The 19131-nt window shown below is 54.1% G+C and carries 19 protein-coding genes; 7 read left to right on the plus strand and 12 right to left on the minus strand.

The window, feature by feature from the left end:
- Window positions 1–46 precede the first annotated feature (46 nt).
- On the plus strand, window positions 47–388 hold the full coding sequence (locus CAP48_RS18085) for an Ldh family oxidoreductase (RefSeq protein WP_100699273.1): 342 nt from the start codon (window positions 47–49) through the stop codon (window positions 386–388).
- Entirely contained in the window at window positions 381–1295 is a 915-nt protein-coding gene (locus CAP48_RS18090) for a LysR family transcriptional regulator (protein WP_100699274.1), read from the plus strand. Before CAP48_RS18085 ends, CAP48_RS18090 begins: the two co-directional genes overlap by 8 nt.
- On the opposite strand, the gene CAP48_RS18095 is transcribed toward CAP48_RS18090, so the two are convergent.
- The 4 genes from CAP48_RS18095 to CAP48_RS18110 are packed head-to-tail and all read right to left on the minus strand — an operon-like array spanning window position 1243 to window position 5565.
- Window positions 1243–2334 (minus strand): amidohydrolase, encoded by a 1092-nt coding sequence (locus tag CAP48_RS18095; RefSeq protein ID WP_100699275.1) that lies wholly within the window; start codon window positions 2332–2334, stop codon window positions 1243–1245. The genes CAP48_RS18090 and CAP48_RS18095 overlap by 53 nt on opposite strands.
- Entirely contained in the window at window positions 2331–2912 is a 582-nt protein-coding gene (locus CAP48_RS18100) for a carboxymuconolactone decarboxylase family protein (RefSeq protein ID WP_100699276.1), read from the minus strand. The genes CAP48_RS18095 and CAP48_RS18100 overlap by 4 nt, the downstream gene beginning before the upstream one ends.
- A gap of 18 nt (window positions 2913–2930) precedes the next feature.
- A complete protein-coding gene (locus CAP48_RS18105) occupies window positions 2931–3758 on the minus strand; it encodes an SDR family NAD(P)-dependent oxidoreductase (RefSeq protein ID WP_100699277.1) in 828 nt (275 codons plus the stop codon).
- A gap of 37 nt (window positions 3759–3795) precedes the next feature.
- Entirely contained in the window at window positions 3796–5565 is a 1770-nt protein-coding gene (locus tag CAP48_RS18110; RefSeq protein ID WP_100699278.1) for an NAD(P)/FAD-dependent oxidoreductase, read from the minus strand.
- 302 nt (window positions 5566–5867) lie between these two features.
- Between CAP48_RS18110 and CAP48_RS18115 the strand changes: the two genes are divergently transcribed.
- The gene (locus CAP48_RS18115) at window positions 5868–6842 is read left to right on the plus strand and encodes a tripartite tricarboxylate transporter substrate binding protein (RefSeq protein WP_100699279.1); all 975 of its coding nucleotides are present in this window, start codon (window positions 5868–5870) and stop codon (window positions 6840–6842) included.
- Between the two features lie 13 nt (window positions 6843–6855).
- On the opposite strand, the gene CAP48_RS18120 is transcribed toward CAP48_RS18115, so the two are convergent.
- On the minus strand, window positions 6856–8070 hold the full coding sequence (locus CAP48_RS18120; protein ID WP_242444557.1) for an MFS transporter: 1215 nt from the start codon (window positions 8068–8070) through the stop codon (window positions 6856–6858).
- Window positions 8063–8839, minus strand: a complete 777-nt coding sequence (locus CAP48_RS18125; protein WP_100699280.1) for an SDR family NAD(P)-dependent oxidoreductase — start codon at window positions 8837–8839, stop codon at window positions 8063–8065. The genes CAP48_RS18120 and CAP48_RS18125 overlap by 8 nt, the downstream gene beginning before the upstream one ends.
- A 95-nt stretch (window positions 8840–8934) precedes the next feature.
- On the opposite strand from CAP48_RS18125, the gene CAP48_RS18130 reads away from it, so the two are divergent.
- The gene (locus CAP48_RS18130; protein WP_100699281.1) at window positions 8935–9534 is read left to right on the plus strand and encodes a TetR/AcrR family transcriptional regulator; all 600 of its coding nucleotides are present in this window, start codon (window positions 8935–8937) and stop codon (window positions 9532–9534) included.
- 35 nt (window positions 9535–9569) lie between these two features.
- Here the strand turns inward: CAP48_RS18130 and CAP48_RS18135 are convergent, their stop codons facing one another.
- From CAP48_RS18135 to CAP48_RS18145, 3 genes are read right to left on the minus strand one after another with little or no spacing between them, the layout of a single operon-like run.
- A complete protein-coding gene (locus tag CAP48_RS18135) occupies window positions 9570–9878 on the minus strand; it encodes a hypothetical protein (RefSeq protein WP_100699282.1) in 309 nt (102 codons plus the stop codon).
- On the minus strand, window positions 9875–11224 hold the full coding sequence (locus tag CAP48_RS18140; RefSeq protein WP_100699283.1) for an acyclic terpene utilization AtuA family protein: 1350 nt from the start codon (window positions 11222–11224) through the stop codon (window positions 9875–9877). Before CAP48_RS18140 ends, CAP48_RS18135 begins: the two co-directional genes overlap by 4 nt.
- 22 nt (window positions 11225–11246) lie before the next feature.
- Window positions 11247–12206 (minus strand): tripartite tricarboxylate transporter substrate binding protein, encoded by a 960-nt coding sequence (locus CAP48_RS18145; protein WP_100699284.1) that lies wholly within the window; start codon window positions 12204–12206, stop codon window positions 11247–11249.
- 165 nt (window positions 12207–12371) lie between these two features.
- Here CAP48_RS18145 and CAP48_RS18150 point away from each other — a divergent pair, with 165 nt between their 5' ends.
- A complete protein-coding gene (locus CAP48_RS18150; RefSeq protein ID WP_100699285.1) occupies window positions 12372–13256 on the plus strand; it encodes a LysR family transcriptional regulator in 885 nt (294 codons plus the stop codon).
- 551 nt (window positions 13257–13807) lie between these two features.
- On the opposite strand, the gene CAP48_RS18155 is transcribed toward CAP48_RS18150, so the two are convergent.
- From CAP48_RS18155 to CAP48_RS18165, 3 genes are all read right to left on the minus strand, one after another.
- Complete coding sequence (locus tag CAP48_RS18155) at window positions 13808–14749, minus strand: D-2-hydroxyacid dehydrogenase family protein (protein WP_100699286.1); 942 nt, start codon at window positions 14747–14749, stop codon at window positions 13808–13810.
- A gap of 7 nt (window positions 14750–14756) precedes the next feature.
- Window positions 14757–15758: a tripartite tricarboxylate transporter substrate binding protein gene (locus tag CAP48_RS18160; protein ID WP_100699287.1), complete on the minus strand. Its 1002-nt coding sequence runs from the start codon at window positions 15756–15758 to the stop codon at window positions 14757–14759.
- A gap of 156 nt (window positions 15759–15914) precedes the next feature.
- Entirely contained in the window at window positions 15915–16655 is a 741-nt protein-coding gene (locus CAP48_RS18165; RefSeq protein ID WP_100699288.1) for a GntR family transcriptional regulator, read from the minus strand.
- Between the two features lie 149 nt (window positions 16656–16804).
- Here CAP48_RS18165 and CAP48_RS18170 point away from each other — a divergent pair, with 149 nt between their 5' ends.
- Both CAP48_RS18170 and CAP48_RS18175 read left to right on the plus strand, forming a co-directional pair.
- Window positions 16805–17731, plus strand: a complete 927-nt coding sequence (locus CAP48_RS18170) for a TauD/TfdA family dioxygenase (protein WP_161495301.1) — start codon at window positions 16805–16807, stop codon at window positions 17729–17731.
- An 86-nt stretch (window positions 17732–17817) separates the two neighbouring features.
- The gene (locus CAP48_RS18175; protein WP_100699290.1) at window positions 17818–18795 is read left to right on the plus strand and encodes a tripartite tricarboxylate transporter substrate binding protein; all 978 of its coding nucleotides are present in this window, start codon (window positions 17818–17820) and stop codon (window positions 18793–18795) included.
- Window positions 18796–19131: the final 336 nt, after the last annotated feature.

Below are 19131 nucleotides of genomic sequence, written 5' to 3' on the forward strand. Positions count from 1 at the left end.
AAATTCGCCTGCAGCCCCAACAGGCTGTGCACCTGGGAGAGGCGGCGTGGTTCCGTTTGCCGGACACAAGGGGTATGGCTTATCGCTAGCCATCCAGGCGCTAGGCCTGCTTGCAGGCGCCAGGCGACGCTCTGGTAAGGTATCTGACTTTGGCTTTCTTTTTATTGCCTTTGACCCTGAAATATTAATGCCGGCGGCCGAGTTCAAAGCCCAGTTGTCGGAACTCCTGCAATCGATAAAAGACCTGCCCAGGCAGGACGGCGTGGACGAGATCCGCATCCCTTCAGAACGGTCACAACGAGAGCGAAGCATCAGAGAAGAACAAGGCATTCTCGTGCAGCGCCGGGTCTATGATCGGCTGATGCAAATGCGTGACTCAGATGGATGAGCTGGCTGCAATCCGGGTGTTCGCCCGGGTAGCCAGAGTGGGCACCTTTTCCGAGGCGGCGCGCCAGCTCGATATGTCAACGAGCTCGGTCTCACGCCAGATCAACGCGCTGGAAGAGTCCCTGGGAATACGTTTGTTCAAACGTTCAACTCGCAACCTGGTCTTGACCGAAGCAGGGGAAACCTATCTGACATCAATTGACCCGGCATTGAAGCAGCTGGAGCTGGCCAGAAGGACAGCGCTCTCCTATCAGCGCACGATCAGTGGCTCCATACGCTTTCATGCCCGTACCTCAGCGGGGACAGAAGTCATCGTACCGGCCCTGTCTGAGTTCTTCGTCCGCTACCCAGATATTGAAATTGATATCACCCTGACCGATGAGCGTGTCGATCTTCTTGCCAATGGCATTGATGTCGCGGTATGGCTGGGCAAACTCGAAGACTCCAGCATGGTGGCAAGAAACCTGAGCAGCAGCAGGCGCGTGATATGCGGCAGTCCGGCCTATCTGCAGCGCCATGGCATTCCGTGCAAGCCCGACGATCTGCTGCAGCACAGCTGCCTGGTCTACTTGCAGCATAACTACCTGAAAGACTGGCGTTTTCAGAAGGATGGTCAGTCTTTTGTCATTCCGGTAACCGGCAAGTTACGCACGCCCAACAGCGTGGTGCTCATGGAAGGCGCCAAACAGGGACTGGGGCTGGTCATGTTGCAGGGGTGGATGGTTCGCAAATCGGTGCAGGAAGGGTCGTTGCAAATAGTCATGGAAGACTATGAAGCCTACCCGACTGAAACGGACACGGCATTGTATATTGTTTACCCCCATCGACACGGTCTGCCGTTGAAAGTGCGGGTTTTTATCGACTTTTTGGTGCAGCTGTTTGGTCCTGAATCGCAGGCGTCTGCGTGATCGTCTTGCTCACGTCTGCCAGACGATAAATCCGGGCGGCATTGCGCCAGAACAATAGGTCTTTTTCATCGGGTGTCGCAGCCTGCGTAATTCGCTTCATCGCATTCCAGCCCACACAATAACTGTGGGAGCCTCGGTCTGCCGGAAAATTACTTTCAAACATACAACGCGCTGCACCAAAAGCCTCAATACATGGCTCGATCCAAGGTCGCCAGATATCGGCCAACGCTTGCGAATTGGCCGGCATACCACCATGACCTGGCCAGCCAAGTCCCGTCATCGGCAATCCGAGCCCGCCCAGCTTCACCGTCACATTTTCGCAACCAGCCAGTTCGCGCATATTCTGCAGCCACTGGGTTCGCACCAGCGCTGCCTGGCCTTCGTATCCTCGTGTTCCCAGCACGCCGCCACAGTGATTAAGTATGATGCAAATCGATGGAAAATCCCGTGCTAGCGCGGTCAGCCTGGGCAGTTGATGAAAAAAGAGCCATGCGTCAAATGTTAGGCCAAAGCGGCCCAGTTGTGCGAACCCCCGGCGAAAGGTTTTATCGTCGAGCAATCCCGGATGGGATGGGTAGGCACGATTGAGCAGTTCAGTATCCTTGTCCCATGCCAGCGGTTGCCGAATACCCTTGAAATAATTGCCGCCGGCGCTCATGTGCGATTCCAGTACGGGCCGGACCCGCTCGCCCAGTGTCAGGTCGGCGTATCCGACAATACCAGCACAGATACGCGGCACTTCAGGGGGCGCCTTATCGCAGGCCAGGGCAACATCATGGGCAAACGCCGTCTCGCCAACAGCCTTGAACGCTTCGGGCCCGTGTTCCCGCAGCATTGAGCGCGCCTGCACATAGACCGTTGCCCGGACATCATGCCCACTGCATATATCGGTGAGCAGATCATTTAGCAAATACCGGATGCCGGGCCTGTCGTACAAATGGTGGTGAGCATCGATAATCAACTGGTCCGGATCGAGTGCGAGCTCACGGGCAACAGGGGACCGACAGGTGCCTTCTTGGGACTGCTTCTGGCCGTTCACGGCTGAACTCCGGCCTCGCTGGAGTCCGGGCGCTCCAGCTCGGACGCCCGGCTCTCTGGAAGACCTATTTCAAAGCAATTGAGCGTAATCGATACCAGACAGTAATAGCCCAGTATCGCAACCAGCTCTACCAGGCCGCGTTCTCCCAGCGCCTGAATACCCTCGGTGTAATGCGTGGGCGATAGCTGGCCGCTAGAGAGCACCTCCCGTGAAATCACATAGACGATTTTCTCGTTCACCTCGGTAAACGCCGGTGCACGGTGGTCTGCAATTGCATCGATAGTGGCAGGCTCCAGTCCTGCCTGCAAGGCCAGTTTCTTGTGTGCGGTCCATTCGTGATGTGACGTCCAGTGGCGGGCACAAACCAGTATGGCCAGCTCTGTCAATCTGGGCGTCAATGACGTATCAAAACGCAACAAGGCACCCAGATCCTGGGCGCGCCGCGCCAGCTCCGGGTTGCGAAGCCAGGCGATCATCGGAGCGGGAATTTTGCCCCGAGGCCCCGTTCGCGCCGCCTCGCAGGCAGCAGCCTGCTCCGCAGACATTTCAGATGGATCCAGCATGGGAAGGCGTTGCATACAGTTCTCCTGATCATTCTAAGTAGTGGGACGTGCTGCGGTCATGCCGCCATCGACAACCAGTTGCGTCGCAGTGATATATCGCGCTTCGTCACTGGCAAGAAACAGCACAGCATGGGCCACATCCCAGGCGTCTCCCATCCTGCCCACAGGAACACTGGCGTGACGTTTTTCAATAAATGACCGGGTATCTTTTACACCCAGTTGCGTGACCAGCCGGTTTGAGACCAGGGGCGTGTCCATCACGCCTGGAACGACAGTATTGACCCGGATTCCCTTGCGCGAATAAGCGATCGCGACCGCGCGACTAAAGGAAAGCACGCCGCCCTTGGACGCAGCATACGCCACGCTCACCCGTCCTTGATCCTGAAAACTCATGCAACCGATGCTCGACAGGTTCACAATTGCCCCTCCCCTTGATTCCGAATTGAATTGTCGCTCCATGATAGGCAAAACGTGCTTGCATCCAAGAAACGCCGTTTTCAAGTTCAGTTCCATCTGTGCATCCCACGCCTCCTCTGGCATCGAAACCGGGTCGCCCGGTGCACTCCCGCCCACATTATTGACCAGCACATCAATGCGCCCGAACCGATCCAGACAGTCACTAACGGCCGATTGCACTTGCCCGCTGTCTGTCATATCGCAGGTTTTGCAAGCCCAGTTTTCATGTCCTTCATCCAGCATGGCTGCATTCGTGCCTTGCAGCGCACTGTCGTCCCTGTCCACGCCGAATACATGCGCCCCCTGGCGGGCCATCAACACTGCCGTCGCTTTGCCATTTCCCCATCCCGGCCCGGCCGCCCCGGCGCCCGCCACGAATACTACCTTTCCTGTCATATCAAGCATCGCTGCTCCTTTCATGCTTAGTGAACCGCTGTTGGGGTTATGCAATAAGCCCGACTTCGTTCGCTTTTATCAGCAACGCGACGTATTGAGAATAAATGCGCGCGTGTGCAAGCCCGCCACCCATGAACCACAGCCCCTGCTGTGGTGTTGGTCGAAACATATTGCTTAATTCGCCATCCTTGGCCAACCCCCAAACCGGCCCGATCTTATCGGCTATGTTTTCGCCCAGTAACTCGCGCACCACCTCGTTCTGGTTCTGGTAGCCTGTGGCCGTCACAAGCAGATCGGCCTTGTAAATGCGCCCGTCCTTCATTTTCAACCCGCTGTCGACAAAGCGCTCGATGTCTTCGTACTGGATCAGCCCGACCTGGCCATTGATGATCAGTTCCGAGCAACCGCAATTGAGGTAGTAGCCCCCAAAGCGGCGACGCAGTTTCATTTGGTGCCCGGTGTTATCTTCCCCAATATCCAATTTCATACCCCTGGCTCGAAGGCCTGCGATAAGCGCCTTATCCATTTCCAGCATTTTTTCGACAGCCAACTGGTAGCCACGCACTAGCAAAGGATAGGTACTTGCCGTGGCAATCAGATCGCAGTCCTCCAACGGCAGGCCTTCGTTGTAGTAAAGAGAATGATTGATTCCGGCAGCCTCGACACTTGCCACCGTAATGGAACCACGCTGTATCAGCGAGACATTTGCGCCGTGAGCGTGCAGATCCTGCGCAATATCGTGCCCACTTGTACCAACGCCCAGCACCAACGCCGACTTGCCTTTCCAGGCAGAACCGTCACGGTAGTCGTGCGTATGCAGGATTTGCCCTGCGAAATCCTCAAGGCCGGGGGCACGCGCCGGCTTGGGCTTTCCCACGATGCCATTTGCGAAAACAATGTGGCGGGGATGCAGGAGCCGTTCGGGATGGCCGCGCCGTTGAACGCGCGCCGACCAATGCCCTGCTGCTTCTTCGTAACTGGCGCCCTTGAACTCGGTGTCCGTCCAGACGTTGCACTCCATGGCCCAGGCATACGTTTCGAGCCAATTGCCAAGCATATCCTTAGGCAGATAGAGCGGCCAACTGGGCGGGAAAGGCATATAAGGCAAATGATTAAGGGGAACACGGTTGTGAAGGGCCAGCGAGTGGTACCGGTTGCGCCACACATCCCCGACACGCTCCAGTCGTTCCACCACCAGAGTATCGACGCCCTGCAGGCGCAGCCGCGCCGCAAGGCTCAGTCCCGCCTGACCAGCGCCAACAATCAACACCGCAGGCTCTCTGTCTTCGAAAGCCCGCTCCCGTTGCCGCTTTTCTGTCCAGTTCTCGCCGCCAAAGGCGCGAGAGTATGCCTGCCCGCTGGGACGACGCCCATTGATAGGCTCTTCATACCCTTTCAGTTCGTCAAGAGAGGTCATCAGGACCCACGCCCGGTCCGGTTGATCTGCCAGGATTCTGACGATGCCGTGGCCCCGACCGACCCGGCTTTCAAACCCGAAGATCGCCTCTATAACATCGACGCCTGTCCGGGTGACGCGGCGCGGTGGCGTGCGGTTTGTATCCAACGCAAACATGCTGGTATGCGCGCTCATTTGGGCCTCAAGCAGGCCCTGGACAATCTCTTGGGCGCCAACATGAGGCGTAATGTTCCAGGTGAAAGCCAGCAGGTCCCGCCAATGGCTATCCGCAGCAAAAAGATCAAGAAGCTGCTCGCGATCTCCGGCACATAGCGAGGCCTCGAAACGCGATAGCCAATCCCGAACGATATCTGTATTCTCGATCAGCCGGGTTCGATCAAGGATCATGTCATCTTGCATCTGTGCTCCTGTATAGTGGCGTCGACAGAGCCTGGGATAGCCGGATAGCATGTTGGATTCTTTTCTACCCAGGCTTGTCGCCGTCAGGAAATTCTAGTTGTGACGGCGAGCTGGAACTAGTGATGTTCCCGGTAAACAATCTTGCTCCATACGCAAAGGCCATGAGAGTACGCAGGAAATACGACAGCTTCCCTGATTATGCAAAACACATTTTCAGTTTCGTGCCATATACAACGTAAATCCAATCCCTAGAATGATGCTATGACACGACATGCCAGTAACACACCAAAGGAGACAATATAATGAAAATGGATAGAAGGACATTTTTGAAAACAGCCGGCGCTCTCCCAATGATTGGACTGGGCACCACAGCGTACGCAGAGCAATATCCTTCCCGGCCTATAAAAATCGTAGTGCCGGCATCGGCAGCCACTTCCATCGACGTAGCTGCAAGATTTTTCACCGAACCCCTGTCACGAAAGCTCAAGACCCCCGTGGTGGTCGAAAACAAGCCAGGTACCGGCGGGCTGATAGCCTATGCCAGCACAGCCAAAACCCAGCCTGATGGCTATACGCTCATGCTTGCAGGAATTCCGATGTACTTGTTGCCCCTGTTATCGACGGGTACTGCCCAATTCGACGCCAGGGCGGACTTTACGCCAGTTACGCGAGTCGCCAGGGTATCTTTGGGCGTCGTCGTGGCGCCAGAGTCTCCCTATCAGACGTTAGATGACCTGATCCAGGCAATGAAGAAAAAGCCAAACGAACTGACCTATTCCTCCCAGGGGATTGGCAGTACAGCACATCTTTGTTCAGTGCTGTTCACGCACATGAGCCATACCAAAGCGCAACACGTGCCCTACAAATCTACCACCACTGCGACCACGGACGTAGCAGCTGGCCGAATAACATTTACGACTCAAACGGCACCCGCATTGCTAGGCTTGATCCAAAGCAGCAAATTGCGGCTTTTGGCAGTGACGGGAGAAGAACGCTGGGAACAGTTCCCCGACGTGCCTACCGTGCAAGAGGCAGGTGTCCCCGATTTCGAACTATCATCCTGGCTGGACTTCGTGGCTCCAAAAGGAACACCTGAACCTGTCCTGCAATTACTCACGGATGAATTCAGCCAAATTGCGAATTCTTCAGAGTACAAAACATTCTGCAAGCAACAGATTATTTTTCCTGATGTCGTGGGCTATCAGGAACTTGCCCGGCAGATGCCCGACGAAGCAGCCAAATGGAAACGGATCGTCGATCTGTCAAAATCGAGCTGACTCACTTGCATCGCTATGCGCACTCCGACCGCAACGCCCCCGCTACTTCTATGCTTTCTGTACTGACCTTTTCCCTGAATACCAACGGCACCACACTCAGCACCCCGATCACCGCCAACCCGGCTCCTGCCCACAGCGGGGCGCGCATGCCAAAGTCCAGGCTGATGCCCAAACCACCCAGCGCAGAGCCGGCGAACAGGCCGATATTAATCACAGAGGCATGCAGCGTGTTCACAAGCGGACTCGCATTTGCCGTCTTGATCACGCGTGTCACCATGGCAGGATTCAGCGCAACACCAGTCAGCCCGATCAGTATCAAAGCGCCCAGGGCGACAGGCTGCAGTTGTCCGAAAAGTGCGAATGCAATCAAGGCTGCTGTCAAGAGAACCTGTCCCCAGAACAGAACCTGCATGGTATGGCGGTCGGCCAGCCGCCCGACAACGAAATTGCCCACTACCGTTGCGGCGCCGTAAAGCATAAGCAGCAACGGGATGGTTGAGGCGTCATACCTGCTCACGTTCAGCAGAATCGGGGAAAAGTAACTGAAGGCCGCAAAGGTTGCGCCGATAATCAGGGCGCTGGTAGCGTATGCGGCCCACAGGCGACCGTTATTGAGCGAGGCCAGTTCTGCCCGCGCACTGGTCCGCTGTGCAATACGCGAGGCTGGCAGCGTGATCGCCAGCACCACACCGGATGCAGCGGTCATTGCCGCCACCAGCCAGAACACAAAGCGCCAGCCTAAGTTTTGCTCCAGGGCCGTTGCAGCCGGCACGCCAAACACAGTGGCAAACATCAGTCCGCCGATCACGATGGCCGCGGCTCTGGCCATCTTGCCCGGCGGCACCATCTGGGCACAAATGGCCAGCGCCAGGCCGAAACATGCCGATGCAGCAACGCCACACAATATGCGCCCTGCCACCATGATTTCATATGTGATTGCGGCTGCGGCGGCCGATTGGCCCACCGTATATACCCCGATAAGCACCAGCAATGCGCGCTTGCGCGGCACGTTAAGTAGAGCCAGCATCAAGACAGGCCCGCCGATCACCATGCCCGCTGCGTAATAGGAGATAAGATAACCAACCTCAGGCACCGATACGTCCAACGCCTGCGCAAGCGAAGGCATCATGCCCGCCACCATGAATTCCGACGTGGTCAGGGCAAAAATCGCCATGGCCAGAAAATAAACAATGACTGGCATGCTGTGTTGCGCTTCGATCTTAGACATTGGCGCCGCCATCAATTACCATACTGGCGCCCGTAATCGAACGTGCGGCGTCACTGGCCAGGTAAACTGCCATGGCGGCGATCTCTTGGGGCGTATTGTAACTGGGGATGGCGCGCAAGCTGCGCTGCTCCTGGGCGTGGGGCCCGCTGGCCGGATTCATGTCGGTATCGGTCGATCCCGGCTGAATGATATTGACCGTGATCCCACGCGGGCCCAGGTCGCGCGCTGCGCCTTTGGTCAGTCCCCACACCGCAGCCTTGCTCATGGCGTATAGCGACATATTCGGCCTGGGCACCCGTGCAGCCAGGTTACTGCCGATATTGATAATGCGCCCACCGTCGGCCATGACCGGCGCAGCCTGCTGAATAGCCGCGAAGACGGCACGCGCATTGACACCCATTTGCCTTTCGTAGTCTTCCATTGTGAACTCGCCGGTCGGCTTCAGTTCAAAGACGCCAGCGTTATTGACCAAAATATCCAGTTGCCCGAAATGCTCAAAGGCGGTCAACACGGCCTTTTGCACTGCAATCGGATCTATGCTGTCAACCTGTAGCGCCAATGTTGCCGACTGCGCGCCGTGTTCTGCGGCGGCTTGGGCCTTGCGACGCAAGGCCTCGATCTCGCCCACCAAGTCTTGCGCCGCCTGGGACGAACTTGAGTAAGTGAAGGCCACTTGCGCGCCTTCTTTCGCCAGTTGACGAACAATGGCTGCGCCGATTCCCCGCGAGCCGCCGGTAACCAGCGCGATTTTTCCTGTGAGTAGCGACATATCCATTTCCTTTTTTAGTGATCGTTATATAATCGTAATTTGAACGAGCATCCGCCGTCAACAGATTTTTTGATCAATCGTTATAAAATTTAATTATGATTACCAGAGGCCGCCCCCGCTCCTTTGATAGAAACGCCGTCCTGCGCGCCGCCATGCAGCTGTTTCAGGCTCATGGCTATGAAGGCACGTCTATGGCAGACCTGACCGCCGCCATGGGAATCCCTGCGCCCAGTTTGTACAATGCATTTGGCAGCAAGGAAGGTCTGTTCAGGGAAACCGTGGAATATTACGTTGCCCATGATGGTAGCGCGACAGCCCGCGCGTTGCGCGAAGAGCCCACTGCACGCCGCGCCATCCAGGTCATGCTGCGCGAGGCATTGGGCGCAGTATCCAACAAGAGCAAAAACCACGGCTGCCTGGTGGTGCTGGGCGCAGCCAATTGCGCCGAAGAACATCGCAATGTGGACGACTATCTGAAGGGACTGCGACAGGGAAACTACGAGGCTATCCGCCATCGGCTACAAAAAGCGCAGGCGGAAAAAGAGATCTCGGACAAGGTGGACACTTCGGCGCTCGCCAGTTTTTATGCAACGCTCATGAACGGGCTGGCCATACAGATGCGGGATGGCGTGCCACGCGATGTCCTTGAAAAAGTGGTGGAAACAGCCATGACCGCGTGGCCGGATCAAGGCTGATTCCTTTTTTTTGGCTAAGCGACTTGATTTTTTCCCTATTTCGGCAAATCAATATCCTGCATCACATATGACAACGTCTTGCCATGAGCGTCCATGGCAAGTGAAATCGTCACGCCGCCCCCCAGTGCGTTTTCAATCACAAAGTTAAGCGCTCTGAGCTTCGGCAGTTCGTATCGTGTCACCGGTCCGCCAACCAGATGCTGATAGGCCTGCATAACTCGTTCGACGGTCAAGTCGCGACGCAATCGCTCCCAAGCCGCAGCATCATAAGCAATAACCGAAACATTCGATGTATTGCCCTTGTCGCCGGCACGTGAATGCCCCAGTTCATAGACTTTGGTCATGCTGATCCTCCGTTCATGACAATTTCCGGGCGAACGTGCTCGCGCGGCAGCAGCAAGGATTTAACGCCAATGACTTGGCGCACCGTATTGGTGCCGCCCCCACCGCCAGCTGGTCCGTTCACGTTTAACGTCCTTACTTCAAACCCCACAGCCTCGGCTGCCTTGCGATCGTGGCTGCGTGCCGCGACGCGCAAGCGGACCTCATACGGTTCTGGCCGGTCGGGCAGCTCGCCGTGCAGGCTGGAAACCCCAATGTAATCGACTCGGATTTCGGGATATGTGAATCCTCGCAAAGTCAGACGTTCACGTACGATTTGTTCGGACATGCGCGCCCGAGCCAATGCATGCGGGCCGGCATAGCCAACCTCACCCTCGCCGATCCAGCCATCGTGGTAGCCAACCACGACTTTATAGCTGGGGGTGCGTGGGCGCCCGCGTGCACCCATCATCTGCACACGATTTTCGGCCAGCTGTGCAAATTCCGCCTGGGTAATATCAAGAACGCAATCGGGCGTGATGTAACTTGCCGGATCGTGCATTTCGTATAGGGCCTGCTCCGTGCAGGTGGCTATATCCAGTCGTCCGCCGGAGCCATTCACTTTGCCGAACCGGACGTTGCCGTCGACATCGATATCCGCAAAAGGAAATCCAATACGGGCCATATCCGGTACGAATTTACGAGGCAAGTCGGCGAAACAACCACCGGTCAGTTGAGCGGCGCATTCCATCAGATGACCTGCAAACGTACCGGCTGCAAGTCGCGTGTAATCGTCGTAAGACCAGCCCAGACCATGCAACATGCAGGCAAGGAAAAGTGACGGGTCGGCCACACGACCAGTCACGACAATCTGCGCGTTCTGCCTGAGCGCATCACTGACAATATCTGCCCCCAAATAGGCGTTCGCCGCCGCCAGGTGAGGCAGCAGTGACTCCACCGGCTCACCGCTTTCCAGCAAAGGCAGTTGTGGATTGGCGCGGATAACCTCGGTCACATCATCGCCGACAATAGAAGCAACATTTGGCGCTTCCAGCCCCAATTGCTGCGCTTGTTCACGAACAATCCGGGCTGCATATAGCGGGTTGGCGGCGCCCATATTGGTCACAATCCGTATCCCGCGCTGCATGCAGTCTGGCAAGACCATGCGCATGCGATCGACGAGATAGGGTGAGTACCCCGCTTCGGGATTTTTAAGACGGGTCAGTGTTTCACGGGCAATCGTCCGTTCAGCCAGGCATTCAAATACCAGATAATCGATATCACCATGTCGGGCCAATTCCAGTGCCGGCTCAAGACGGTCATCGGAAAAGCCCGAACCGGCTGCGACACGTATGCTTTTTTTTGTCATGCAATTACTCCAATTAATCCGCTTACTCCGGTTGGATGCCTGCGGCCTTGATGATCCTGGCCCATTTCTCGGTTTCAGAGGCCTGGAACCGCTTAAGGACCTCGCCATCACCAAAGGCCACTTCGGTGCCGGTTTTCTCCGTCAATTGCTTCAATTCTGGTGAATTCATCGCCTTCTTGAGCAATTGGCTTAACTGCGCCGTGACTTCAGGCGAGGCATTGCCCGGCAGATAGACGGCAGTCCAGTAAGACATTTCGTACCCTTTGACGCCAGCCTCCTCCATCGTCGGCAGCATGGGCAGGATTTCCAGTCGCCGCTGGCTGCTGACAGCGAGGCCACGCAACTTTCCGCTTTTGATAAGGTTGACTGCAGAAGAGGTATCGACAAACATCACCTGAAGCAAACCGCCCATCAAATCATTGAGCGCGTTTGGATTGCTTTTGTAGGGAACGTGGACCAGATCCACGCCAGCGATCTGCTTGTATAACTCGGAAGAAACACGTGACGAAGAACTACCGCTACCAAAATTAAGCCTGCCGGGTTCTTTCTTTGCCTGAATAGTAAAATCGGCGACCGTGGTAGCCGGAAAGTCCGGCTTTGTGACCATCACCAGATATCCTTTGCGCAGCAAGGCGACTGGCGTGAAGTCCTTAACCGGATCGTACGGCACGTTCTTGTATAAATGTTCGGCGGCGGCATGAGTGCTATTGGTTGTCAATAGCATCGTATATCCGTCAGGCTTTGCATTTGCGACATCTTGTGCAGCAATAAAACCGTTGCCGCCCGGCCGGTTTTCAACCACAACCGTGATTTTATCCGCTTGCCCCATCGCATGGGCCAGTGCTCGCGCAACCTGATCGGTACCGCTGCCAGCGCCGAACGGCACAACCATTCTAATGGGCTTGGAAGGATAAGGCTGGGCTACGGCCGATTGAGCCATGGCGATGGACAGCGCAGCGCACAAGTAGAAAATCGATTTCATCAGGTCTCCTTGGATTAGTGGCAAATAAGCAAATGCGATAACTCGCCGGGCTTGCCTTCGTTGTCATTACTTGTGCGGACAGTGTAGATAGGGCACACTGATATCGGAAGTGAATTTATCTTATCAATTTGATGTTAATAAATTATCAATAAGCCGGAGTACCCGATGCGCTCAACATTGACTGTCCACGAATTGGAAGCATTTTTGTTGCTCGCAGAAACCTGTAATTTCCATCGCGCGGCTGAACGGTTCCATGTATCACAACCAGCATTCAGCCGTACCATCCAATCTGCCGAACAGAAATTGGTAACGCGGCTGTTCGACCGCAATACCCGCCAAGTAGGGTTGACGCGCGCTGGGGAAGAGCTATTGCCAATCGCTCGCCGCATTGTTGCCGAGTTCCACGATTCATTGAGCGATCTGTCTGAATTTGTAGCCGGGCGAAAGGGTCTGATCACGATCGCCTGCCTGCCATCGGCCGCTGCGCTACTGCCAGAAACCATGTTCAAGTTCGAACAGTCATATCCGCGAGTAACCATTTCATTGGTACCTCTATCGAACGAATTCGTGCGGGAGATGGTCTTTGACGGGCGGGCAGACTTTGGCATATCGGTTGCCCCAGGCCCACAGGGACAAGTCGTATTCGAACCCTTTACACGAGACGATTTCGTACTGATCTGCAGCCGCAAAGATCCCCTGGGAAGGCGCCGGCAGGTCGATTGGAACGTACTGGCCGAGCGCCCAATCGTCGCCAGTGGCTCGGCAAGCAGCATTCGCCCCATCGTAGATCAGGTGTATGCAGATCTTGGCTTGTCTATCCAGCCCAAGTACGAGGCAACGAATATTTCGGTGGTTGGTGCAATGGTGTCGGCCGGGCTCGGTATCGCGCCTATTCCCCGTTTGGCTTTGCGGCTGATGGATAGTACGGGGCTGGCGGTACTCAAGCTGGGTCGGCCAGTAGTGTATCGGGACATTGGGATATTGACGCGTAGCGGGCGCTCGCTATCGGCCGCAGCTACCAAGTTTCTGGATACATTGAGGATGCAGTAAAGGGGGCAGGTTCATGACCAGCGTCCGGCTATGCGACCCCGTCATGCGACAATGACAATTGAAACGACAAATAGGCCTCTGTCATATTTGCCCAATACAGAAGTAATCCGTGTCGAGTACTCGTCCGACTTACCGCTGGAGTCAATAATTGCTTTATAAACTGATTTTGTTCAGAAGCATTCAGTTGATCAAACGTGCAATTGAATAAACTGCCTGCCTTGTAGGCTTTCATATAAGGCCATAATCGCCCAGCGGGTTTCAATGCCTTCACATACTTTTCGCGATGCGACTGCTGCCCCTTCGCGTCAATTCCAATATTTCATTTCTTAATTTGTTTGCCTCAACAACCCCCGCTCTGGGATCTATTTTCCAAGGTCAACCAGCTCTCGATATTCAATAAGGCGGCGGCGCTTTGTATTCTCATATAAAAGCGAATATCCTCTTCCGAATATCCTAAAATCAGCCCTATTTGCCGTTCTGCCTCGTCTGAACATCCATCCAGGAATGCTCCAGCAGCACGGCGCCTTGTGCTGCTCATTTTGAGTGTGCGCTCACACCAGGTTTGTTGGCTCGCCAGCAAAAAAGTGGTTGATATTATCAAACGCAGTTGCGAAATAACTTTCATAATTGTCTCGCTCTACATACCCCAAGTGCGGAGTACACAATACATTTGGCATATTAAGCAGCGGCGAGGCGGTGGCCGGTTCCTCCTCATAGACGTCAACGGCAGCAAAGCCGGGAGCGCCATTAACCAGCGCATTCTGCAGCGCGCCGGTTTGAATCAGCTCTGCCCTGCTGGTATTGACGATCAACGCGTGGGTGCCCATTCTGGCTAGATCGGTTTCTTTTACGATACCCTGCGTCTCATCATTAAGACGGATATGCAGGGAAACGATGTCGCTTTGTGCAAAAAAATGTTCCCGGGAAGGCGCCACTTCAAAGCCGTCGGATCGGGCTTTATCTGTCGATCCTGATCTGCCCCAGACCCAAACGTTCATGCCGAAGGCTCGACCATATCGCGCAACCTGCTCGCCAATTCTGCCATAGCTCCATATGCCCAACCGGTGGCCGTGTAGTTTCTGACCAAGGCTTCCCTGCCACAAGCCCTGCTTAAGACGATTGGCCTCGGCCACGATATGCCGGCGGCTGGCCAGGATCAACGCCCAGGTAAGCTCTGCCGTCGCGGTGCCCGATCCGGCTCCCTGCGCCACGGCAATGTCCAGGCGACGGCAGGCCTCAAGATCAATGTGCCCTGCCACCTTGCCTATTTGACTGATGAGCTTTAACCGGGGCAATTGTCTGAGCATGTCTTCTGTCAACACCGTTCTTTCCCGAGTCAGCACCAACGCATCGGCGTGTGCAAAGCGTCGCACCAGTTCATCCGGATCTTTACAACTGTCATTGTAGACAGTCACTTCATGCGATCGCAGTTTTTTGAAACAGTCCAGATCACGAACGCAATCTTGATAATCTTCAGGAATGATGATGTGCATAGTAGGTCTATTGAATTTTCAGATTAAGCTTTTTGGCAATCCCATGCCAGGTTTTCAGATCTTCCCTAATGACTTGATTGAACGCTTCCACGCTATTGCCACCCGGTTCGATACCCATCGATTTAAATGTCTCTGCCACTCGGGGGTCGGCCAGTGCTTTTTTTACATGTTCATTTAGCTTGCTGATGATGGCCGGATCAGTTCCCGCCCGGGCGAGCAGGCCATACCAGGGATGAATCTCAAATCCCGGAAAACCTTGTTCAGCGATCGTAGGCACATCTGGCACCAGCGGTGAACGCTTTGCCGTGGGCACGGCCAACGCCTTGATTTTATTGTCTTTCAACAAGGGCAAGGCAACCGTAGTATCCAGAAAAATGGCGTGAATCCTGCCCGACAAAAGGTCCTGAATAGCGGGCGCAGCGCCTTTATACGGCGTGTGCTCCAGTGCGATGCCCGCCCGGTCTTTGAACATCTCCATCGCCAAGTGCCCGGACGATCCATTGCCCGAAGAGCCATAGAAATAGGCGGAGGGCTTGGCTTTGACCATGTCAATGAATTCGCTCAAAGTGTTTACGGGCGTTTTTACATTGACCACGAGCAGATGCGAGATATAGCCCACCACAGAAACGCCGGTAAAGTCAGTGGTCATATCAAATGGAAAATCAGAACGCAGCGCCGGAGTCGTAACGGCCTGGATAGAAGGAAAAGCCAGGGTGTAACCATCGGCAGGTGCGTTGCGCACTTCACTGAGCGCAATGACACCTGTGCCGCCTGGCTTATTGATGACCACAATGGTCCGCCCCAGGTTCTCGCTCATGGGCCTCGAGATCGCCCGAGCCATCAGATCGGTCGGGCCGCCAGGTGCAAATGGCACCACAATCTTTATCGGCTTTTCAGGATAGCCAACTGCTTCTGCTGTTGCGGCAAATACCCGAGCAGCGAAAGGCAGGCCAACCATAGCCGCCGCGCCCTGGATCAGAATCGCTCTACGCTTGTCATTCATCTTCATTGTTATCTCCTTGTCATTGTCGTTTTATTATTCAAGAATTCTACCTTCCGCCTGACTGACAATCACAAGCGCAATTCCACTGGATGGAATTGCTGAGAAAATTCAAATGAACCGGGCTATTGATACGTTCGGTAGCCGCAACCAATAGCGCAATTTTTAAGCCGGGTCCTGCTCTTTATTTATGTCTTTGAAGGAGAGCGTTTCCTTCACAGCAAGATAGGAACTGTGTAACAACGATTTGGCGGCGTTCTCCGCAGTTGCACCGTTGCCATTGGAAACTTCTGCAACCACCGCTGCCCAATCGGAAGCTGACTGTTTTCTGCGCTTTTGTGTACGGAAGCTAACCGCCTTTTCTCTAATTGCAAAGCGCCATAGCGCCTGATCGCTCAGCGCCTCATACATCGTATGAAGACGTTTTATACCGCTTGCCGACATTAGAATCCGCTGCATGTGGACAGATATTTCCATGTAATCCACCGGCTGGGTTTTCGGGTCATTGGCTAACTTTTTCAATTGAGCAACACCAGCCTGTAACTGCTCCAGGGTATCTGGCGAATGCTTCTCCGCCACAAGACGCGCAGCCAATCCGAGCAATTGAGCACGAATAATAAAGATTTGCTCAATTTCAAGCGGGTCGAAGGCAGTCACCCGAACGCCATATCGCGGGATCCTTTCGGCCACACCGTGTCGCTCAAGAATCGACATGGCTTCCCGTATGGTGCTGCGGCTGACAGCAAAACGTTCCGCATAGGTCTCTTCCTTCATGCGTTCGCCTGGCTCGATGACACCTTCCTGGATGGCTTTCAAAAGCTGTTCTGCGACCTGTTCCGGCAATGTTTTTGCATGACGGCCGATCTGGATAGCTTCATTCTGAAAGTAGGCATCTTGATGTTTCATGCGATTCCTTTTTATGCAGTTTGTTCTATTTTAGCGACAATTATCTGGCTGCGGCCATAAATTTCGCCTAACATTTAATGTCGACAAAATACATAAAACAAGGTTAGTATTAAATAGATGTATTTATGCAAATTCTTATGGAGACGACAATGGCGCAAATTCAGATCAAACCCGTGGGTTATTCACTAGGCGCTCAAATAACCGGCGTAGATATCTCCAAGCCACTGACCGAACAGCAGATCCTTGACATCAAAGATGCGTGGACTCGGCACCAAGTACTGGTCTTCCCCGATCAGGACCTGAACCCCGAATCGCTACTTGCATTCAGCCGTAATTTTGGGGAGCTGGACAATTTTTCCAGCCAGCCATTTAACCGGCATCCTGATTATGATGAGATATTCATGCTTTCGAACAAACCGATTAATGGCAAGGTGCCTCCCGGCTCTACCGGAGGACAAAACTGGCATACGGACCTGTCCTATACAATCAGGCCAGCCAAAGCGACGCTTGTTTATTGCATAGAAAAACCTTCCGTGGGTGGCGATACGATGTTCGCTAATATGTACGATGCCTACGAAACACTGTCCCCTGTGCTGCAACAATTCCTGGATGGCCTGGAAGCCGTCCATGACGTCAATCTAATTACCGCAAAACGACCGCCGGAGATCGTCGCAGAGTTTGCCCGACTGAACCCGCCGGTCATCCATCCCGCCATTCGTACCCATCCGGAGTCCGAGCGCAAAGCGCTATACGTGAACCCCCGGACTCGCAGATTCGTGGGCATGACAGAAGCCGAAAGCGCCACCCTGATTAAATACCTGTCCGAGCACGCTGTTTCTCCCAGGTTTGTCTACCGTCATCGTTGGTCTGTCCGAGATCTTGTGATGTGGGATAACCGATGCTTGACTCATTTGGCGGTAGGAGATTTCGATCGTTCGGAAATCCGCCATATGCTGAGAACATCAACGATGGGCGACTACTATGGACGCTACGAAGATGAAGCTACAGGAGCGGAAGCGATAAAAACCAAGGGCAACAAGGACTTGGCCAAGGCGCTATCGTTGTTACATGATTGATGCAATAGTGTCGGCGTTGGACGAGTAACGCCGGCAGAGAACATCTACCTATGGCAGCCTGCATAATAAATTAATAGGGAACGCTTATGGAAACCTGTATCAACGCCATACTGAAGACAATGGCAATTAGCGCGTCTGTAATTTCCACGGTATTATCCCCGACCTCAGTTTTCGCCCAGAATCCCATCCGTGTCATGGTCGGGTTTCCGCCAGGAGGCGCCACGGACGTGATGGCGCGCGCGTTAGCAAATGAACTGTCAAAACAGATGCATCGGGAGTTTGTTGTTGAAAACAGACCCGGGGCAAGCGGAAATATAGCGGCATCTGCAGTAGCACGCGCAACGCCTAACGGCGAATCTTTGCTGTTCGTAGCCAGTACTCACGCGACTAACCCATCCTTGTATTCCAACTTGAGCTTTGACGCAAAGAATGACTTCGCCACAATTGGTATGGTCGCCACTTCACCCTATGTTCTGGTCGTCAATCCCAAGTTGACGGTTAAATCGGTGGATGAGCTGACTGCCTATCTAAAGCAGCACCCTGGTGAAATTAATTTTGCTTCTGCAAGTGCTGGAACCGGTCAGCACTTGGCAGGCGAAGTCTATAAGAAAGATGCTGGGGTGAATATTCTTCATGTGCCCTACAAAGGAAGCTCAGCCGCACTTTCGGATTTAATTGCAGGAAGAGTAGAAATGATGTTCGATAATGTGGCCGTGATGATGCCGCATATAAAAAGCGGTGCACTGCGTCCGTTGGCGGTAACGTCTCAGCAGCGTTTCAAGGAATTTCCTGACGTGCCCACGATGGCTGAAGAAGGCTATGCCGATTTTAATGTTGTTAGCTGGTTCGCCTTACTAGCGCCCGCAAAGACGCCCGTTCAATATCTCGACGAATTAAACATCAAGGTCAATGAAGTACTCAAGAGCGAATCGTTTATCAAACAACTGGCTGAGTTTGGCGCAACCCCCAAGTCATCGACCAGGGAGCAATCAAATGCTTTCATTGATACCGAGATCACACGCTGGCACAAAGTAATTAATGACCTGGGATTGAAAATCAACTAATAGTGTCATCTGTCGAACCAGATATCTGGTCAGGCAAACTGCTGCCCGGGCGGTCAGCGCTTTTTTCACCGCGAATACCGTATGTGCTACTCACCGTATCCAAGATGAGCCATTGAGCTGTCTATGTTAAGCCCGTTCATGCACTGCTCGCCGGAGACATAGAGGAAAGCATAAATTTACCGATATACAAAGTCAGTTCTTGTAGACTCTCACAAAAGTTCAATGCGTCTACTCGTCCGAAACCAATCGTGAAATCCGGCTTTCTTGCGGAAAAAAGACCACATAGTTACCCCGTCAAAAACAAAAGACGCAAAAGCCGGCCGAATAACCTTGCGA

Origin of the sequence: Advenella sp. S44 (genome assembly GCF_002810445.1) — a bacterium.
In the GTDB taxonomy this organism is placed as follows: domain Bacteria; phylum Pseudomonadota; class Gammaproteobacteria; order Burkholderiales; family Burkholderiaceae_B; genus Advenella.